The sequence below is a fragment of the Streptomyces caniscabiei genome (genome assembly GCF_014930365.1).
Classification (GTDB): Bacteria; Actinomycetota; Actinomycetes; order Streptomycetales; family Streptomycetaceae; genus Streptomyces; species Streptomyces caniscabiei.
The window spans coordinates 69,946-87,905 of the sequence record NZ_JABXWI010000006.1 but is presented as its reverse complement, the minus strand read 5'-3'; the positions used below and the strand labels follow the sequence as shown (position 1 = coordinate 87,905).

Sequence of the window (17,960 nt, the reverse complement as noted above, 5' to 3'; positions counted from 1 at the left end):
TTGTCCGGCGGGCGGGCGTGCGTGAGCATCGGTGCCCCGGCGGCGGCCGGAAGTCCGCCGCCGACCGGGGACCGGCACATGTGAGAGCAATCCGCCCGCCCTTGCGGACACTGCCGTCCGCGGGCCTTCCCACCCTGGACTCATGACGGACAACACGGACAACAGCGTGCGCAGCCACCGGATCGACATCCCTCGGACCCAGCTGGACGATCTGCACACCCGCCTGGACCTCACTCGCTGGCCCGACGAACTCCCGGACGCGGGCTGGGCGTACGGCACCTCGCTGCCGTACCTCCGCGACCTCGCCACGTACTGGCGCGACACCTACGACTGGCGCGGGCACGAGGCCGCGCTCAACGAGATCCCGCAGTACGTCACGGAGATCGACGGCGCGCGGGTGCACTTCCTGCACGTCCGCTCCGCCCGGCCGGACGCGCTGCCGCTGATCCTCACGCACGGCTGGCCGGGCTCGATCGTGGAGTTCCTCGGGGTGATCGACCTGCTGAGGAGCGACTTCCACCTGGTGATCCCCTCCATCCCCGGCTTCGGGTTCTCCGGGCCCACCCGGGAGAAGGGCTGGAACGTCTCCCGGGTCGCGCGCGCCTGGGCGGAACTGATGCGCCGGCTCGGCTACGAGCGCTACGGCGCGCAGGGCGGCGACCTGGGCGCGCTGGTCTCCCCCGCGCTGGCCCGCACCGCCCCGGAGGCGGTGGTCGGGGTCCATGTGAACGCCGCGTCGGTCGGGTTCATCCCGCTCGGCCCCGTCGACGAGGACGAGCGGAAGAGGCTCGACGAGCGGGAGCTGCGGAGCCTCGCGAGCATCGGCGAGTTCACCACGGACGGCTTCGGCTACAACGCCCTCCAGTCCACCCGCCCGCAGACCCTGTCGTACGGCCTCACCGACTCCCCCGTCGGCCAGCTCGCCTGGATCATGGAGAAGTTCCAGGCGTGGACGCACTCCTCGGCCGCGCTGCCGGAGGACGCGATCGGCCGGGACACCCTGCTCACCAACGTGATGCTGTACTGGCTGACCGGTACGGCCGGTTCGGCGGCCCGGATGTACTACGAGAACAGCCATGTCCCGGACTGGTTCCCGACGGCGACCTCCGGGGTGCCGACGGCGGTGGCCAACTTCGGCGAGGACGTGGCGATCCGCCACTGGGCCGAGCAGGTCAACACCGTCGTGCGGTGGACGGAGTTCGACCGCGGCGGCCACTTCGCGGCCCTGGAGGTACCGGACCTGCTGGCGGCGGACGTACGGGAGTTCTTCGACTCCGTGCGCTAGCCCATCGGGCGGTAGTGGCCGAGTACGTGGGCGAGGTGGGCGAACCACTGGTGGAGGCGTTCCCGGGGCTTGGCCTCGACCACGCACTCGAAGAAGCCGCCGTCGAGGTGGATGACGGCGACCATGAGGGCCTTGCCGTTGCCGCTCGCCCTGTAGTGGACGCTGCGGATCTCGGGCCACGAGAAGTCGACGGAGGCGCCGTGGTCCTCGAAGGCGACCCCGCCCGCGTCGATGACGACGGAATTGTGCCGGTCGACGGCCAGGAACTCCGGGCCCTGGTGGGGTGACTGGGCGTACGGCTGGGGTGGCTGCGCGTACGGCGGGGGCGCGTACGGCTGCTGCTGCGCGTAGGGCTGCGGTGGCTGTGCGTACGGCTGTGGCCGTGCGTACGGCTGCTGCGGGGGCGCCTGCGGCGGGCCGGGGGGTGCGGGCGGGGGCGAGTACGGCGGGGGCGGGGGGCCGAAGCCCTGGTGGCCTCCCGGCGGCGTTCCCGGCTGCTGCGGCGGCGGTGGCGGCTGGTGGCCCTGTCCAGGCTGGTCCATGGTGTGTGTCCTCTGCCCCGTCGGTGTGACTCGTACCGCACCGTATCTCTCACCCTCGCGTGAAACATTCCCCGGGTGCCACCGCATCAAGGGAGTGAGAGGCGACAACGCGAGTCCGTTCAGGGGGAGCCACAGATGAGATCAGTCCGCGCGGACGGATATCAGGAGTTCGCGGCGGCCCGCGCGGGTCATCTGTACCGGTCCGCATGTCTGCTCACCGGTGGCGACACCCATCTCGCCGAGGACCTCGTGCAGGAGACGCTCGGCCGGTTGTACGTGAAGTGGGGGCGGGTGCGGCGGGCCGACAACCCGGTCGGCTATGCGCAGACCGTGCTGACCAGGACGTTCCTCGCCCACCAGCGGCGGCGCAGCAGCCGGGAGCGGGCCACCGACGTCATCCCGGACGGGCCCGCCGCGCCCGGCACCGACGCGTCCCTGCGGCTCACCCTCGTCGAGGCGCTGGCCCAACTGCCGCCCAAGGACCGGGCCGTGGTCGTCCTGCGCTACTGGGAGGACCGCTCCGTCGAGGAGACCGCCGCGGCGATGAACGCCAGCTCGGCGGCGGTCCGCACCCGGTGCGTCCGCGCCCTCGCCCGACTGCGCGTCCTGCTCGGCGACACCATCGGCGAGTACGCCACACCCTGAGCGCCCCGCACCGCGCACCCCGCGTGCACCGACACCAGCCCACCCCACCCACTCGCAGAACGGCGGTTCGCCATGCCCCAGGAACAGCACGAAGACCCCTTCGAGGACCGCCTCGGCGACGCCCTGCGCCAGGTCGGCGGCACCTTCGCGACCGATCACCACACGCTGGTCGGCGGCGGCGCCGTACGCGGCCGGCGGCTGCTGTTCCGCCGCCGGGCGGCGATGCTGGGCGGGGTCGCCGGGATCGCGCTCGTCGGGGTGGGCGGGGCGCTCCTGCTGCCCGGCGCCGGAGACGGGGGCGGGAAGCAGTCCGTGGCGGCGAAGAGGTCCACCGAGCCGGACCTCGAACAGAGCGTCAGGGACGACGACGGCGCGGTGCCCGGCACGGAACTCGTCCGCATGTTCAAGGAACTGCTGCCGGACGGGCGCATCAGCGGGGAGTCCGCCCGTGGCACGAGCGCGGACGGGCCGCCGTACGCCCAGGTCGTGTACGACGACGGCAAGGGCGGGGCGGCCGTGCAGCTCGGGCTCGGGCGGATCGAGGCCGACAGCGAGGAGGGCCGGCAGCTGACCGACTGCCCCGACAAGACGTTCGTCGCGTACGACTCCTGCGAGGAGAGCACCCTGCCGGGCGGTGCGCGGCTCATGCTCTTCCAGGGCTACGAGTACCCGGACCGCCGGGTGGACACCAAGTACTGGTACGCGCAGCTGGTCGATCCGGCGGGCTACGAGGTCAACGTCATGGAATGGAACGCCGAGGCGCAGAAGGACGCGCCCGTCACCCGCGCCGAACCGCCGCTGTCCCTCGCCGCGTTGACCTCGATCGTCCGGGACCCGGGCTGGCAGTCGGTCGTCGACGCCATCACGGAGAAGCCGGCCGACGGTGGCAGCCAGGAGGACCAGGGGGAGAAGCAGGAGTCGTCGACGGTTCCCCCCGGGGGCGGGTCCGTCGACGCCCCGGTCGTCGAGGGCGAGGCCATTCGCAAGACCCTCATCGGCCTCCTGCCCGAGGACGCCGACGTCGTCGGCGAGGACAGCCAGGTGTCGGACTTCGCGTACGTCGTCCTCGACGACGGCAAGGGGCGGAGCCTGGTGCAGATCAATGTGCAGCCGGGCATGGCGGACGTCGCGGACACGCTGTTCGGCGCCGACGCCGAGACCCTGTCCGACGGCACGAAGGTCGCCACCCGGCAGGAGCCCGGCGAGAAGGGCGGCGCGGGGGTCGTGATGTGGACCGTGGACACGCTCCGCACCGACGGGCTGCGGGTCGTGATCAGCGCCTTCAACTCCGGCGCCCAGCACACCGCCGCGACCCGCGAGGCCCCCGCCCTCACCATGGCTCAGCTGAGGGAGATCGCCACCAGCGAGCGGTGGAAGTCGCTCGGCTGACGGCCCGGCGTCAGAAGAAGTCCGCCCACGGCTGGTCCCAGATCTGCTTCACGGCCAGCACCAGGAAGAGCAGGCCCGCGACGGCCAGCATGCCGTTGCTGACGATGCCGTTGCGCCATTCCCGGGGTGTGCGGGAGGAGTTGAGGAGCCAGAGGAGGGTGGCGGCCAGGAACGGCAGGAAGGCCGCGCCGAGGACGCCGTAGAGGATGATCAGACGGAACGGCTGGCCCTGGAAGAGCAGGACGATGGGCGGGAAGGTCAGCCAGAGCAGGTAGGCGCGGAACGGCCAGGACTTCTCGTGCCGGCCGGAGGCGACCTCCTCGCCGGACACCGCCCCCTTCCGGCGGAAGCGCGCCACGAAGTCCGCGAACATCAGGCTCACGCCGTGCCAGACGCCGATGAGGGAGGTGTACGAGGTGGCGAAGAAGCCGATCAGGAAGAACTTGGCGGTGGCCGTGCCGTACTCGTCGGCCAGGATGTCACCGAGCTGGATGAGGCCCTTGTCGCCTTTGGCGAGGGCGATGTTGGCGGAGTGCAGCAGTTCGGCGCCGACGAAGAGCATCGAGATCACGAAGATGCCGGTCGTGATGTAGGCGACCCGGTTGTCGAGGCGCATGACCTTCATCCAGCCGGTGTCCGTCCAGCCCTTGGCGTTGACCCAGTAGCCGTAGGCGGCCAGCGTGATCGTGCCGCCGACGCCGCCGATCAGGCCGAGGGTGTTGAGGATCGAGTCCTTCTCGTCGGGCAGGACGGGCAGGAGTCCGGCGAAGGCGTCCGCGAGGTTGGGGGTGACGCGGATCGCCAGGTAGACGGTGACGACGAACATGACGCCCACCAGGACCGTCATGACCTTCTCGAAGACCTCGTACTTGTTGAACCAGACGAAGACCAGTCCGCTCAGGCCGCACAGCACGGCCCACCACTTGAGGTCCATCACGTCGGGGAACAGGGCCTGGAGGGGCAGGGCGCTGGAGGACATCGCGGCGGCGCCGTAGACGAAGCCCCAGATCACGACGTAGACGACGAAGAACCACGTCGTCCAGCGGCCGAGGCTCGCCCAGCCGTCGAAGAGGGTGCGGCCGGTGGACAGGTGCCAGCGTCCGGCCGCCTCGGCGAGGGAGATCTTGACGAGGCAGCCGATGACGGCCGCCCACAGCAGGGTGTAGCCGAAGTTGCTGCCGGCGATCAGGGTCGCGACCAGGTCACCGGCGCCGACACCTGTCGCGGCGACGACGATGCCGGGGCCGATGTACTTCCAACTGGACTTGCGGGGTGGGGGGTTGGAGCCGGATGTCGCGGGTGAGTCGGTGGGGTTTCCCGTGGTGTCCGCCATGAGGGTCAAGAAACCCCAAGGGGCGGCATCAGACAAGAGGGCGAGCCCGGGGCGCCCCGTCAGGGGCGCGGGGAACTGCGCGACCAGCCACGACGCAGCCGCGGACAAAAGACGCCCTGGGCGGAACGACGAGCCCGGCGGCCGATGCCGCCGAACCCGCCGAACCGCTCAACCCGGCGGAGCTACACGCAGACGTCCGCCCCGCACGTCCCCAGCTCGAACCACACGGTCTTGCCCGACCCGTCCTGGTGGCAGCCCCAGCGCCCGGCCAGCGCGTCCACCAGGAACATTCCCCTGCCGCTCTCCGATATCTCCGTCACCCGGCGCACCCGGGGCGGGCGGCCGTCCGTGTCCGACACCTCGCAGCGCAGCACACCGTGGGCGGCCGACAGGGTCAGCTTCAGTCGGCTCTCCGCGTGCACCAGCGCGTTGGTGACCAGCTCGCTCACCAGCAGCTCCGCCGTGTCGGTCTGGTCGAGCAGACCCCATCCCTCCAGCTGCCTGCGCACCTGCGCGCGGGCCTGTGCGGCGGCGGTGGGACGGGGGTCGTACTCGACGCTCAAGTGACCCGCACCCATGGGCGGTTGGGGGTACGAGGCGAAATGGGGGCCGGAATCCGGAAGGAGACCCCCGGAGAGTTGCAGCATGCTTCCAGGGTTGCCGCCACGCGTACGCGGCACACGGGGAGGACTACCCGTTTCCGGCCGTGCATATACCTGTTTCCCGCCCGGGTACGTCCGTAATTGGGCGCCTACGCGGCCGATGGGCGAGTACGCGGTTGTGTAGGGGCTTACGCGCGCCATGAACCCCCGGCCTGTTCCACTCTGTTCCGGCCGCCCGGGCCGCCTCCACGCCCCCACCCACTCTTGACCTGGTCATGCCAGAGCCGCACCATGAGCGCCACACCCGCACCAGGGCCGGCCGGGCACCCCGCGGTCACCGGCCAGGCCCGAGGCACGTCGCAAGGATCCACCCCCCAGCTCCACTCCCCACTTCCGGAGACCCCGGAATTCCTGGAGAAACAAGGAGACTTGATGCGACTCCGCATACGCGGCAGGGCGGCGACCCCCGACGGCACCGGCAGCAGATCCGGCCGCCGCACCGCCGCCCTCGCCACCCTGCTGGCGCTGGCCCTCGCCGCCCCGGTCGCCGCGACCACCACGGACGCGACGGCGACCAGCGCCGAGCGGCCGAAGGCCTCGGCCGACGACATCCGTCAGTACGAGGTCCACATGCACTCGGACAGCAAGTCCCGCACGGCGCTCCAGCGGTCCGGCGTGACCGTGGACGACGCCGACGACCACTCGGTGTTCGTCTCCGGCCGCGCGGACCAGATCAAGAAGCTGAAGCAGCAGGGGTACGAGATCACCCCGCTCGGCGCCGCCCCGGACCGGTCGAACGGCGAGGACGACGTACGGCTCTTCGACTTCCCGTCCGCCGACTCCCGCTACCACAACTACGCGGAGATGACGAACGAGATCAACTCCGTTGTCGCCGCCAACAGTTCGATCGCCAGTCAGCGGGTCATCGGCACCACGTACCAGGGCCGGAACATCGTCGCCATCAAGATCAGCGACAACGTCGGCACGGACGAGGCCGAGCCCGAGGTGCTGTTCACCCACCACCAGCACGCCCGTGAGCACCTCACGGTCGAGATGGCGCTCTATCTGCTCAACGAGCTGACCTCCGACTACGGGACCGACTCCCGCGTCACCAACATGGTGAACAACCGCGAGATCTGGATCGTCCCGGACATCAACCCGGACGGCGGCGAGTACGACGTCGCGACCGGCTCGTACCGCTCATGGCGCAAGAACCGCCAGCCCAACTCCGGTTCGTCGTACGTCGGTACCGACCTCAACCGCAACTGGAACTACCGCTGGGGCTGCTGCGGCGGCTCGTCCGGGTCGACGTCCTCGGAGACCTACCGGGGTACGGCCGCCGAGTCGGCGCCCGAGGTGAAGGTCGTCGCGAACTTCGTGCGCAGCCGGGTCGTCGGCGGCGTCCAGCAGATCAAGACGGCGATCGACTTCCACACCTACAGCGAGCTGGTGCTGTGGCCCTTCGGGTACACGACCGCCGACACCACGACCGGGATGACGGCGGACGACCGCAACGCGTTCGCGACGGTCGGCGGGAAGATGGCCGCGAGCAACGGGTACACGCCCGAGCAGTCCAGCGACCTCTACATCACGGACGGGTCGATCGACGACTGGCTGTGGGGCAACCAGAAGATCTTCGGGTACACGTTCGAGATGTATCCGGGGTCGGCCGGGGGCGGCGGCTTCTACCCGCCCGACGAGGTCATCGCCCGGGAGACCGCGCGGAACCGCGACGCGGTGCTGCAGTTGCTGGAGAACTCGGACTGTATGTACCGGTCGATCGGCAAGGAAGCGCAGTATTGCTAGCCGTGGGGTTCGTCGTATGAGTACGTGAGTCCGTGGGTGGGGAACTGCGGGACCGTCGTGGCTGGTCGCGCAGTTCCCCGCGCCTCTTACGGGGCGGTGTCCTCGGGCTCTTCCTCCGCGGCGGCGTCATCGGAACCGTCGTCGAAGTACGCGTCCAGCACCTCGTCGATCTGCTTCTCCCAGGCCGCGTGCTCCGACTTGGCCTTGGCCTCGATCTCCAGGAAGTACCAACGGCGGTCGGGGGTGTGGACCGTGATGGTGAAACGCTTGCCGAAGAGGGGGGACTCCGTCTCGATCGCGCCGATCTCGTCCCAGGTGAACTCGCACTCCTGGTCGTCCAGGCGCAGCCGTACGCCGCTGCTGTCCGCGATGATCTTCGCGCGGCGGTCGGAGGCCTCGAAGACGGGGCCGTCCGTGGTGTCCTCGGCCGCGCCTCCGGCTTCTTCGCCTTCTTCGCCTTCTTCGCCGTCGGCTTCTTCAGCTTCGGCCTCGGCTCCGGCCTCGGACTCGGCTTCCGCCGCGGCTTTGGCCTTGGCTTCGGATCCGGCTGCTGCCCTGGCCGAGGGCTTCTCGGCGATGGACGGCTCGTCCCGGGTCAGGGCAGCCTCGTCCGGCTCCTCGGTCTCCGCCGGTTCGGCGGACTCCGTCGGCTTAATGTCCTCCGGCTCCTCCTGCTTCTCCTTCTTCACGGACACCGGGGCCGTGAGTCCGGGGATGTGCGACGGGTCGACCGCTGCGGCGGCCAGGGGCTGGTTGTTCGAACCGATGCGCTGCTCCACAGCGGGCAGTATGGTCGACGACCCTGTGTCGGGGACAGTCGGTCCAGGCATATGTCCGTATCTGGATTTCACGGCGTTCGGCCAGGCAGGCGGGAGGCCGGCACCTCGGCGCCGCCGGGACCGGGAATGGTGGGGGTGGTGCTGGAGCGTCGCCGGGTGCTGGTGGGGCGTGGTTGCTCGCGCAGTTCCCCGCGCCCCTAGAGGGCCTGCGGCCCCCTTTGGGCGCGGGGGCCTCAGTTGTCCAGTACCGCCAGTGCGTCGATCTCGATCAGCAGGCCCGGCGGGAGGCCGACGTAGACCGTCGTGCGGGCCGCGGGGGCTGTCGTGAGGTGCTTCTCGAAGTACTCGTTGTAGATCGCGTTCATCTCGGCGAAGTGGTCCACGTCGGTGAGGTAGACGCGGATCATCATCACGTCGTCCCAGGTCGCGCCGCCCTCTTCCAGGATCGCCCGGACGTTGGCGAGGGTCTGGAGGGTTTGTGCGCGCAGGTCCGGGCCGGCGGGGGTGGGGGGCTCGCCCTCGACGGCGGGGAGGAAGCCGACCTGGCCGGCGACCTGGAGGATGTTGCCCTTCCGGACGCCGTGGGAGAACTTCGCGGGGGGTGCGGTGTGGGTCTTCGGGGTGAGGGCGATCTTGTCGGTCATCGGGGGTCCTTGTCCGTCATACGGGGTCTGACGTGGGGGTTCTGCCGGAGTACTCGCCGCTGATCGCGTCCGCGGTAAGGCGGACCAGCGGGAGCAGGGTGAGGAGTTCGTCGGCGGTGACGACGACGTTGGGGGCCGAGACCGACATCGCGGCGACGACCCGGCCGTCGGCGCCCCGGATCGGCGCGGCGACGCAGTTGATGGACTCCTCGTGGCCGCCGAGGTCGGTGGCCCAGCCCTGTTCGCGCACCCGCGCCAGCTCCTTGAGGAAGGCGGCGGCGTTGGGGGTCGAACGGGACGTGTAGAGGGGGTAGTCGAGCTTCTCCGCGAGGGCGCGGCGCTCGGCTTCGGGGAGGTCGGCGAGGCACAGCTTGGCGACGGCGGCGACCGTGATGGCGACCGGCTTGCCGATGCGGGAGTACATACGGACCGGGTAGCGGCTCTCCACCTTGTCGATGTAGTGGACCTCGTTCTCCTCGTGGACGGCGAGGTGGACGGTGTGGCCGCACTGTTCGTTGAGGCGGACCAGGTGGGGGTGGGCGATCTCGCGGATGTCGAGGTTCTCCACGGCCTCCTGGGCGAGGGCGAAGAGGCGGGCGCCGAGGCGGTAACGCTGGTCGGACTGGCGGTAGACCAGGCCGTGTTCGTGCAGGGTGCGCAGGAGGCGCAGGGCCGTGGACTTGTGGACGCCGAGGCGGTCGGCGACCTGGCCGAGGTCGGCGGGGCCCTCGGCGAGCAGCGGCAGGATGCTGAGCGCGCGGTCGACGGTCTGGCTCATGGGGTGTGTACCTCCTCCTCGGCCCGGTCCGGTGCGTCAGTCCAGCCGGGGGCGAGTCGAAGTGTCCCCCACGCGTCGTCGTCCAGGGCGGCGAGGCGGTCGGCGTGGTCCCGCCGGGGTGGGACGGCGAGGTCGCCGGGGACGGTGAGGGTGGCGGCCGCCATGAGGTGGCCGTGGCGGAGGCGGGCCTTGGCGGGGAGGGCGCGGAGGGTGGCGGAGAGGAAGCCGGCGGCGAAGGCGTCGCCGGCGCCGGTCGCTGCCGCGACCTGGACGGTGGGGGCGGGGACGAACGTCGTCGTGTCCGTGACTGGTTCGGTGCGCGTCGTCTCGGGGTCGCCCGCGGTGGGGGTGGGGTCGGGGACGTGCCGGGGGGTCTCCGTCCTCGGTCCGGCGGGCGCCGTCGGGTGGGGACGTGCCCGGTGGTGGACGCCGGCCGCGGGCGGACACCCCCCGGCACGCCCCCTTCCGTCCGTACGCGGCCGGTCCGGGCATGGCGGCGTGCGTACGAACAGGGTGGCTCCGCGCGCTCCTTGTTTCACCACGAGGGTGGTCGGCTCCGGCAGGAGGGTCCGGATCGCGGTCGGGCCGCCGGTGACGCCCCAGGCCTGCTGTGCCTCGTCCTCTCCGACGAAGACGAGGTCGGCGCGGCGGGCCAGTTCGAGGAGGACGCGGGGGCCGTCGCTGTCGCGCCAGAGGCCCGGGCGGTGGTTGACGTCGAAGGAGACCAGGGGGTGGTGGTCGGGGCGGGGGGCCGTCAGGTCGCGGAGCAGGCGCAGGCAGTCGTCGGAGAGGGCCGCTGTGATGCCGGAGAGGTGCAGGACGCGTCCGGCGTGTACCGCGGCGAGGTCGACGGTCCGCGTCGACATCGCCGAGGCGGCCGAACCGGCGCGGTAGTAGGCGACTTCGTGGGTGTCCGTGGCTCGGTCGGCCGCGGTGCGGAAGTACACGCCCGTCGGGCGGGCGGGGTCGCGGCGTACGGAGGTCACGTCGACGCCGTAGGAGCCGATCTCCTCCAGCAGGTGGTCGCCGAAGCCGTCGGCGCCGACCTGGCTGACCCAGCGCGCCGTGTGCCCGGCGGCGGCCAGCGCGCAGGCCACGTTGGACTCGGCGCCGCCGATGGCCCGGTCGAAGGAGGGGACGTCGGCGAGGCGCCCGGGGCGGGTGGGCAGGAAGGTGACCATGGACTCGCCGAGTGCGACGACGTCGACGGCGGCGGGAGCGGCGTCTGGGGAACGGAGTCCGTCGGCGGTCACGATGGTGGGGGCTCCTCGTCGCGTCGGCTGGGGCGGGGCGGCACCGTTGACCCGGCGTCGGCTGGGATGTTAGACAGCAGTGAGCGACATACGCAATGAGCGTTGCATATTCTGCAACGCACCTCGTCAGGGAGATCCCATGGGTGTCGAGAGTGTCGAAGCGCTGGCCCGGCTGGCGGAGGAGCGCGTCGACCACCGCTTCAAGGGACTGCCGCCGGACGCCGACGGCCTGACGGTGGCCGAGCTGGCCGCGCAGCGCCGGAACCTGTTCACCGGCGGTTTCACCACCCCCGTGCTCGCCCTGTCCGCCGAGCGCCTGGAGCACAACCTGGCGCTGATGGAGAGCTACTCCGCGCGCCACGGCCTCGCCTTCGCCCCGCACGGCAAGACCTCCATGGCACCGGAGCTGTTCCGGCGGCAGATCGAACGCGGCGCCTGGGGCATCACCCTCGCCGTGCCCCACCAGGTGCGGGTGGCACGGGAGTTCGGCATCGAGCGGGTCTTCCTCGCCAACGAGGTCGTCGATCCGGTCGCCCTGCGCTGGATCGCCGACGAGCTGGCGGCCGACCCCGCGTTCCGGCTCGTCTGTTACGTCGACTCGGTGCGCGGCGTGGAGCTGATGGACGCGGCGCTCCGGGGTTCCGCGCGCCCGGCGCGCCCCGTGGACGTCGTGGTGGAGCTGGGCGCGGGTGAGGGCGCGCGCACCGGCGTGCGTACGGAGGCCGAGTGCGCGGCGGTCGCGGACGCGGTGGCCCGCGTCGACACACTGCGCCTCGTCGGGGTCGCCGGGTACGAGGGCGAGGTGCCGCAGGCCGGCCCGGAGCGGGTGGGGGCGTGGCTGCGCCGGCTCACCGCGCTGGCCGTCGACTTCGACAAGGCGGGGCGGTTCGCGGGGCTGGACGAGGTGATCGTCAGCGCGGGCGGCAGCGCCTGGTTCGACGCGGTGGCCGAGGTCTTCGCCGAGCTGCCCGAACTGTCCGTGCCGGTACTGAAGTTGCTGCGCTCCGGCGCGTACGTCTCGCACGACGCCGGGCACTACCGCCGGATCACCCCCTTCAACCGGATCCCGGAGGAGGGCGCCCTGGAGCCCGCCTTCCGGCTCTGGGCCCAGGTCGTCTCCCGCCCCTCCCCCGAGCAGGCCTTCGTCAACGCGGGCAAGCGCGACGCCGCGCACGACCTCGATCTGCCGTCGGCGGAGGTGGTGCGGGACGCGGGCACGGGGGCGGTCCGCGACGCCGCCGGGATCACGGTGACGGGGCTGTCCGACCAGCACGCCTGGCTGCGCACGGAGTCCGGCGCGGAGGTGGAGGTCGGCGACTGGGTCGGGCTGGGGCTGTCGCATCCGTGCACGTCGTTCGACAAGTGGAAGCTGATTCCGGTGGTGGAGGCGGACGGGACCGTGACGGACTACGTCCGTACGTTCTTCTGAGCCCGGCCGCCGAGCCCTGAAAGGTGACCCGCATGGACGAACGCGTAGCGCGCATGGACGAGCTGGTCTTCCGTGACGCCGAGGTCGTGGACGGCTCCGGCGACCCCTCCTACCGCGCCGACGTGGTCGTGGCCGGCGGCAGGATCACGTCGATCGTCAAGGAGGCGGCCGCGGCGGGGTGCCAGCGGCCGAGGGCCCGCCGGGAGATCGACGCCGAGGGCCTGGCCCTGGCGCCCGGCTTCATCGACATGCACGCCCACAGCGACCTCGCGCTCCTGCGGGACCCCGAGCACACCGCGAAGGCCGCCCAGGGCGTGACCCTGGAGGTCATCGGCCAGGACGGTCTGTCGTACGCCCCCGTCGACGACCGCACCCTCGAAGAGGTCCGCCGCGCGATCACCGGCTGGAACGGCTACGGCGAGGACGTCGACTTCACCTGGCGCTCGGTCGGCGAGTACCTGGACCGGCTCGACCACGGCTTCGGGGGCGAGGGCATCGCCGTGAACGCCGCCTACCTCGTCCCGCAGGGCACGGTCCGGATGCTCGCCGTGGGCTGGGAGGACCGGGAGGCCACCCCCGAAGAGCTGGACCACATGCGGGAGTTGGTGGCGGCGGGGCTGCGGGAGGGCGCGGTCGGGATGTCGTCGGGGCTGACGTACACGCCCGGCATGTACGCGAAGGACGCCGAACTCACCGAGCTGTGCCGGGTGGTGGCGGCGTACGACGGCTACTACTGCCCGCACCACCGCTCGTACGGGGCGGGCGCGCTCCGGGCCTACGAGGAGATGGTGACGCTGACCCGTGAGGCCGGCTGTGCCCTGCACCTGGCCCACGCGACGATGAACTTCGGGGTGAACGAGGGCCGGGCCCCGGAGCTCCTCGCGCTCCTGGACGACGCGCTCGCGGCGGGCGCGGACATCTCCCTCGACACCTATCCCTACACCCCCGGCTGCACGACCCTCGTCGCGATGCTGCCGAGCTGGGCGGGCGAGGGCGGGCCGGAGGCGGTCCTCGGGCGGCTGACGGACGACGACACGGCCGAGCGGATCCGGCACCATCTGGAGGTGGTGGGCGCCGACGGCTGCCACGGCGTGCCCATCGAGTGGGACACCATCGAGATCTCGGGCGTCACCGACCCGGCGCTGTCCTCGTACGTGGGCCGGACGGTCGCGCGCTCGGCGAAGGCGCGCGGCGAGGAGCCCTGGGTGACCGCCCGCCGGCTGCTCGTCGAGGACCGGCTCGGCTCCACGATCCTCCAGCACGTCGGCCACGAGGAGAACGTTCGGGCCATCATGCGCCACCGTGTGCACACCGGCGGCTCGGACGGCATCCTGCGCGGGGACAAGCCGCATCCGCGCGCGTACGGGACGTTCCCCCACTATCTCGGCAGGTACGTGAGGGAGTTGGGCGTGCTCTCCCTGGAGGAGTGCGTCGCCCATCTCACCTCACGTCCCGCCGCGCGGCTGCGCCTCGCGGACCGGGGACTCGTCCGCGAGGGGTACCGCGCCGACCTGGTCCTCTTCGACCCCGCGACCGTGGCCGCGGGATCGACCTACGAGGCCCCCCGCACCCTGCCCACCGGCATCCCGTACGTCCTGGTCGACGGCCGCTTCGTCATCGAGGACGGCCGCCGGACGGACGTACTGGCGGGCCGGGCGGTGCGCAGGAGGGCGGCCCTGTAAAGGGGCGCGGGGAACTGCGCGAGAAGCCCCACCGGCCCGCGGACGGAGAACGACCGAGGGGCCCGGTAGCCCCCACGCCCCCCGAGCGGAGCGCTACGGCTTGGGGAGCACGCAGCCGGCCGCCGACAGGTCGAGCTTGTTGTCCACGCCGAAGCAGGCGGGGACGTGCCAGGTCTGCTGGGCGTAGTTGATGCCCTGACGGACGGTCACGGTGCCGTTCGCGTCGACCTCACAGGGGTTGTTGACGGTGCAGCGCTCACCGCTCTCGTTGCCCGTGTTGTTGACGCCGACGACCTTGTTGGTGGCGACGTTGACCACCGGGGAGCCGGAGGTGCCGCCGATGGTGTTGCAGGCGGAGGTGTAACGGATGGAGTCCTTCCAGGTCCAGTCACCCTCCTTCAGGCGGTACGCGAACCCGTCGACCCCGCAGGTGTAGATCCGCTTCCAGTACCCGGAGACGACGCTGATGGCGGTGCCGGCGGTCGGGCGGGCGGTGTCGTAGACGAGCGCGTCGATGCCGTACGTGCTCTTGATCTGCGTGTACGTGGTGGTGAGCTGGTACACCGCCATGTCCGTGTCGGTCATCGTGCCGTACGCGATCTTGCTGGCGCGCAGGGTGCCGACGCGGGTGCCGGCGGAGTTGAGCAGACCGAAGGTGCGGGTGGAGGCCCGGTCGACGATGACCTGTCCGGGGGTCGGGAAGCCGGTCTCCAGGCAGTGGCCGTTGGTCATGACCAGCGCCGGGTCGTTGTCCTCGGAGTCGGGCATCCGGACGACCGAGCCGGAACAGTTGCTGAGCGAGACGGTGCCGGCGAAGTTGACGGCCTGCGCCGCCGGGGCCGGGCCCGCGAGGTCGGCGACGGTCTTGTTCGCGGTGTCGACGACGTCGCCGACCACGTTCCGCACGGTCGCGTCCGCCGACTTCCCGGGTGCCGCCGCTTCCGGCGCCGCGACCGCCGGTGCCGCGCCGGCCCCGGCGATCACCAGGGCGGCCAGCGTGGCGACGAGAGGCTTTCTCATGTGGGGGTCCCCTCACTACAGCTATAGGGCTGCGTGGTGGCAGAAGATCTTCCGGCCACCGCAGTTTGTCATGCGCATTGTGAGGGCGATGTGGAGGACGAGCAAGGAGTTGGTTCCGGCCGCGCGATCTTCGGCCAGGGGTGGGGGTTGGGGGCGGGGGCGGGGGTGAACCGGGGGCGGGCCGTGGTTACTTGGGGTCCTTCGTTGCGCCCTGGCCACGGCCCTGGTTGCCGTTGGAGTTGCCTCGGGACGAAGGGGCCTCGGTGTCGGAGGTGGCGGTGGACGGCGGGGCGGAGGTGGCGGTGGGTGACGCGGAGCGCGACGGCTCGCCGGTGGTGGCGGAGGAGGTCGGGGACGTGGAAGTGTCCGGCGAGGAGTCGCCGGACGACGTCGCGGCACCCGTGTCGGAGGTCTCGCCGGCCGACGGGGCGGCCGTGTCCCCGTCCCCGGTGCGGCCGTCGGACGTGGCGGACGGGACGGATCCCGGGGTGTCGGGCGACCCCTTCTCCGAGGTGCCGAGCCCGGCCAGCCCCGCTGTCACGGCGCCGACCAGCACTGCGGCACCGATCCCGCCCGCGACCAACGCGCCACGCCGGCGTGCCCGTCGCCGCCCGAGCGTGCCCCGCCGCCCGTCGACGGCCCGCGCCCGCCGCCCGGCCCCCACGCCCTCCGGACCACCGGGCCGGCCGGGTGCGTCCGGGTACGGTGCGTCGACGCCGTACGGGGCACGGCCTTCGTGGGGCGCCCCATCACCGTGGGACGCGCCATCACCGTGGGACGCGCCATCGCCGTGGGACGGACCGCCGCCGTAGACCGGGTCGGATCCGTAGACCGCGTCGGATCCGTAGGACGCGTCGGATCCGTGGGTCGTGTCCCCGCCGTGCTCGTTCGGCGCGCCCCCGTCGTACGGCACACCGCCGTCGCCGTACGACGCCTGCTCCCCGTACGGCAGGCCGGGCGCTCCCGGGCCGCGCGCGCCCGTGGGGGCCTGGGCGGCGGGGCCGTTCCCGGCCGGGACCGGCGCGGGCGGCACGATCTCGTCCAGTTGGACCGTGTCGTCGTAGGCGTTCTGCCAGCCGTGGGCGGCGGCCGGGTCGGCGAAGACCTCGTAGGCCGGGGTGGAGTGGGGGTCACCGACGGGGAGGTACACGTTCGGCGGTGTCCCGGCGTCGGCCTCGTTCCGGTCAGGCCCGTGCGCGCTGTCCACGCCGCCCACCCCATTCATCGCGTTCCACTGCCTTCGTGTCGTGGGCCGTGCGCCCAGGTCTCAGCGGCCGAACGCCCAGGTCTCAGCGGCGTACGGCCAGGTCCGTGCGGTCGGCGGCCGTACGGTGGGGGGTCGGCCGGACCTGCTCGCGGATTGTAGAGAGGAGGCGGCCGGGGGAACAGCGGCGGGGCATTTCGGGGTAATGCGGCCGTCCCACGTGGTGGAAAACACGGCCCGGAAGGCGTTACCGGGCCGTAAGCTCACGGACATGCAGGTGATCCAGTCGACCAAGCTCGCCAACGTCTGTTACGAGATCCGGGGCCCGGTGCTCGAGGAGGCGATGCGGCTTGAGGCGGCGGGGCATCGGATCCTCAAGCTGAACACGGGCAATCCGGCGGCGTTCGGCTTCGAGTGCCCGCCCGAGATCCTGGAGGACATCCTCCGGAACGTGTCCAGCGCCCACGGATACGGCGACGCCAAGGGCCTGCTCGCCGCACGCCGGGCCGTCGTGATGCACAACCAGACCCTCGGCATCGAGACGGACGTCGAGCACGTCTTCATCGGCAACGGCGTCTCCGAGCTGATCGTGATGGCCATGCAGGGCCTGCTCGACGACGGCGACGAGGTCCTCGTACCGTCCCCGGACTATCCGCTGTGGACGGCGGCGGTCTCCCTGTCCGGCGGTACGGCCGTGCACTACCGCTGCGACGAGCAGTCCGACTGGATGCCGGATCTCGCGGACGTCGAGCGGAAGGTCACCGACCGCACCAAGGCGATCGTCATCATCAACCCGAACAACCCGACGGGCGCGGTGTACGACGAGGCGGTCCTGCGCGGGCTGACGGACATCGCGCGCCGCCACAACCTGCTGGTCTGCTCGGACGAGATCTACGACAAGATCCTCTACGACGGTGCCACGCACACCCCGACGGCCTCGGTCGCCCCCGACCTGCTGACCCTGACCTTCAACGGCATGTCGAAGGCGTACCGGGTGGCCGGTTACCGGGTGGGCTGGATGTCGATCTCCGGCCCGCGCGCCCACGCCGACTCCTACATCGAGGGTCTGACGATCCTCGCGAACATGCGGCTGTGCGCGAACATGCCGGGGCAGCACGGGGTGGTCGCCGCGCTCAGCGGGCGGCAGACCATCAACGACCTGGTGCTGCCGGGCGGGCGGCTGAAGGAGCAACGGGACGTCGCGTACGAGCTGCTCACGCAGATCCCGGGGGTCTCGTGCGTGAAGCCGAAGGGCGCGCTGTATCTGTTCCCGCGCCTCGATCCGAACGTCTTCAAGATCAAGGACGACCGGCGGATGGTCCTCGACCTGCTCCGGCAGGAAAAGATCATGGTGGTGCAGGGCACCGGCTTCAACTGGGCCGAACCCGACCACTTCCGGGTCGTGACGCTGCCGACGGTGGGGGACCTGCGGTCCGCGATCACCCGGATCGGGAACTTCCTGGACGGGTACGGGCAGGCCTGACACCGCGCGGCGAGTACGGCACACCAGAGCTTTCGGACCTCGCTCAACTTTAGACCAAATCTAAGGTAGAGTGGTCGTCCGAGAGC

General features: G+C 71.4%; 16 protein-coding genes. 7 read left to right on the top strand and 9 right to left on the bottom strand.

Translation table 11 applies throughout. The annotated features are described in order from the left end of the window. Nucleotides 1-142: 142 nt before the first annotated feature. Complete coding sequence (locus tag HW837_RS17880; protein ID WP_045559190.1) at nt 143-1,285, top strand: epoxide hydrolase family protein; 1,143 nt, start codon at nt 143-145, stop codon at nt 1,283-1,285. Here the strand turns inward: HW837_RS17880 and HW837_RS17875 are convergent. Next, nucleotides 1,282-1,827, bottom strand: coding sequence for a hypothetical protein (locus HW837_RS17875; RefSeq protein ID WP_045559191.1), 546 nt, complete (start codon nt 1,825-1,827; stop codon nt 1,282-1,284). The genes HW837_RS17880 and HW837_RS17875 overlap by 4 nt on opposite strands. Before the next feature lie 135 nt (nt 1,828-1,962). Between HW837_RS17875 and HW837_RS17870 the strand changes: the two genes are divergently transcribed. After that, nucleotides 1,963-2,472: a SigE family RNA polymerase sigma factor gene (locus tag HW837_RS17870; protein WP_093791685.1), complete on the top strand. Its 510-nt coding sequence runs from the start codon at nt 1,963-1,965 to the stop codon at nt 2,470-2,472. Nucleotides 2,473-2,544: 72 nt separating this feature from the next. After that, nucleotides 2,545-3,861 (top strand): hypothetical protein, encoded by a 1,317-nt coding sequence (locus HW837_RS17865; protein ID WP_093791687.1) that lies wholly within the window; start codon nt 2,545-2,547, stop codon nt 3,859-3,861. 10 nt (nt 3,862-3,871) lie between these two features. Here HW837_RS17865 and HW837_RS17860 read toward each other — a convergent pair whose 3' ends face one another. Then, nucleotides 3,872-5,194: an Nramp family divalent metal transporter gene (locus tag HW837_RS17860; RefSeq protein ID WP_060883474.1), complete on the bottom strand. Its 1,323-nt coding sequence runs from the start codon at nt 5,192-5,194 to the stop codon at nt 3,872-3,874. A 182-nt stretch (nt 5,195-5,376) separates the two neighbouring features. Further along, a complete protein-coding gene (locus HW837_RS17855; RefSeq protein WP_237270245.1) occupies nt 5,377-5,757 on the bottom strand; it encodes an ATP-binding protein in 381 nt (126 codons plus the stop codon). A 471-nt stretch (nt 5,758-6,228) separates the two neighbouring features. Between HW837_RS17855 and HW837_RS17850 the strand changes: the two genes are divergently transcribed. Next, a complete protein-coding gene (locus HW837_RS17850; protein WP_045559196.1) occupies nt 6,229-7,602 on the top strand; it encodes a M14 family metallopeptidase in 1,374 nt (457 codons plus the stop codon). Nucleotides 7,603-7,688: 86 nt separating this feature from the next. Here the strand turns inward: HW837_RS17850 and HW837_RS17845 are convergent, their stop codons facing one another. From HW837_RS17845 to HW837_RS17830, 4 genes are all read right to left on the bottom strand, one after another. Continuing rightward, complete coding sequence (locus tag HW837_RS17845) at nt 7,689-8,381, bottom strand: PH domain-containing protein (protein ID WP_045559197.1); 693 nt, start codon at nt 8,379-8,381, stop codon at nt 7,689-7,691. Between the two features lie 233 nt (nt 8,382-8,614). Continuing rightward, a complete protein-coding gene (locus HW837_RS17840) occupies nt 8,615-9,025 on the bottom strand; it encodes a RidA family protein (protein ID WP_045559198.1) in 411 nt (136 codons plus the stop codon). Nucleotides 9,026-9,041: 16 nt separating this feature from the next. Next, nucleotides 9,042-9,803: an IclR family transcriptional regulator gene (locus tag HW837_RS17835; RefSeq protein WP_193382515.1), complete on the bottom strand. Its 762-nt coding sequence runs from the start codon at nt 9,801-9,803 to the stop codon at nt 9,042-9,044. Further along, nucleotides 9,800-11,056 (bottom strand): sugar kinase, encoded by a 1,257-nt coding sequence (locus tag HW837_RS17830; protein ID WP_313895598.1) that lies wholly within the window; start codon nt 11,054-11,056, stop codon nt 9,800-9,802. Before HW837_RS17830 ends, HW837_RS17835 begins: the two co-directional genes overlap by 4 nt. Nucleotides 11,057-11,195: 139 nt before the next feature. On the opposite strand from HW837_RS17830, the gene HW837_RS17825 reads away from it, so the two are divergent. Both HW837_RS17825 and HW837_RS17820 read left to right on the top strand, forming a co-directional pair. After that, entirely contained in the window at nt 11,196-12,485 is a 1,290-nt protein-coding gene (locus HW837_RS17825) for an amino acid deaminase (RefSeq protein WP_193380950.1), read from the top strand. Nucleotides 12,486-12,538: 53 nt separating this feature from the next. After that, nucleotides 12,539-14,167 carry an N-acyl-D-amino-acid deacylase family protein gene (locus HW837_RS17820; protein ID WP_193382528.1) on the top strand — a complete coding sequence of 543 codons (1,629 nt, stop codon included), beginning with the start codon at nt 12,539-12,541 and terminating at the stop codon, nt 14,165-14,167. 93 nt (nt 14,168-14,260) lie between these two features. Here the strand turns inward: HW837_RS17820 and HW837_RS17815 are convergent, their stop codons facing one another. Then, nucleotides 14,261-15,187 (bottom strand): trypsin-like peptidase domain-containing protein, encoded by a 927-nt coding sequence (locus tag HW837_RS17815; protein WP_045559202.1) that lies wholly within the window; start codon nt 15,185-15,187, stop codon nt 14,261-14,263. 187 nt (nt 15,188-15,374) lie between these two features. After that, complete coding sequence (locus HW837_RS17810; RefSeq protein ID WP_193380951.1) at nt 15,375-16,394, bottom strand: hypothetical protein; 1,020 nt, start codon at nt 16,392-16,394, stop codon at nt 15,375-15,377. Between the two features lie 268 nt (nt 16,395-16,662). On the opposite strand from HW837_RS17810, the gene HW837_RS17805 reads away from it, so the two are divergent. After that, nucleotides 16,663-17,874, top strand: a complete 1,212-nt coding sequence (locus HW837_RS17805) for a pyridoxal phosphate-dependent aminotransferase (RefSeq protein ID WP_045559204.1) — start codon at nt 16,663-16,665, stop codon at nt 17,872-17,874. Nucleotides 17,875-17,960: the final 86 nt, after the last annotated feature.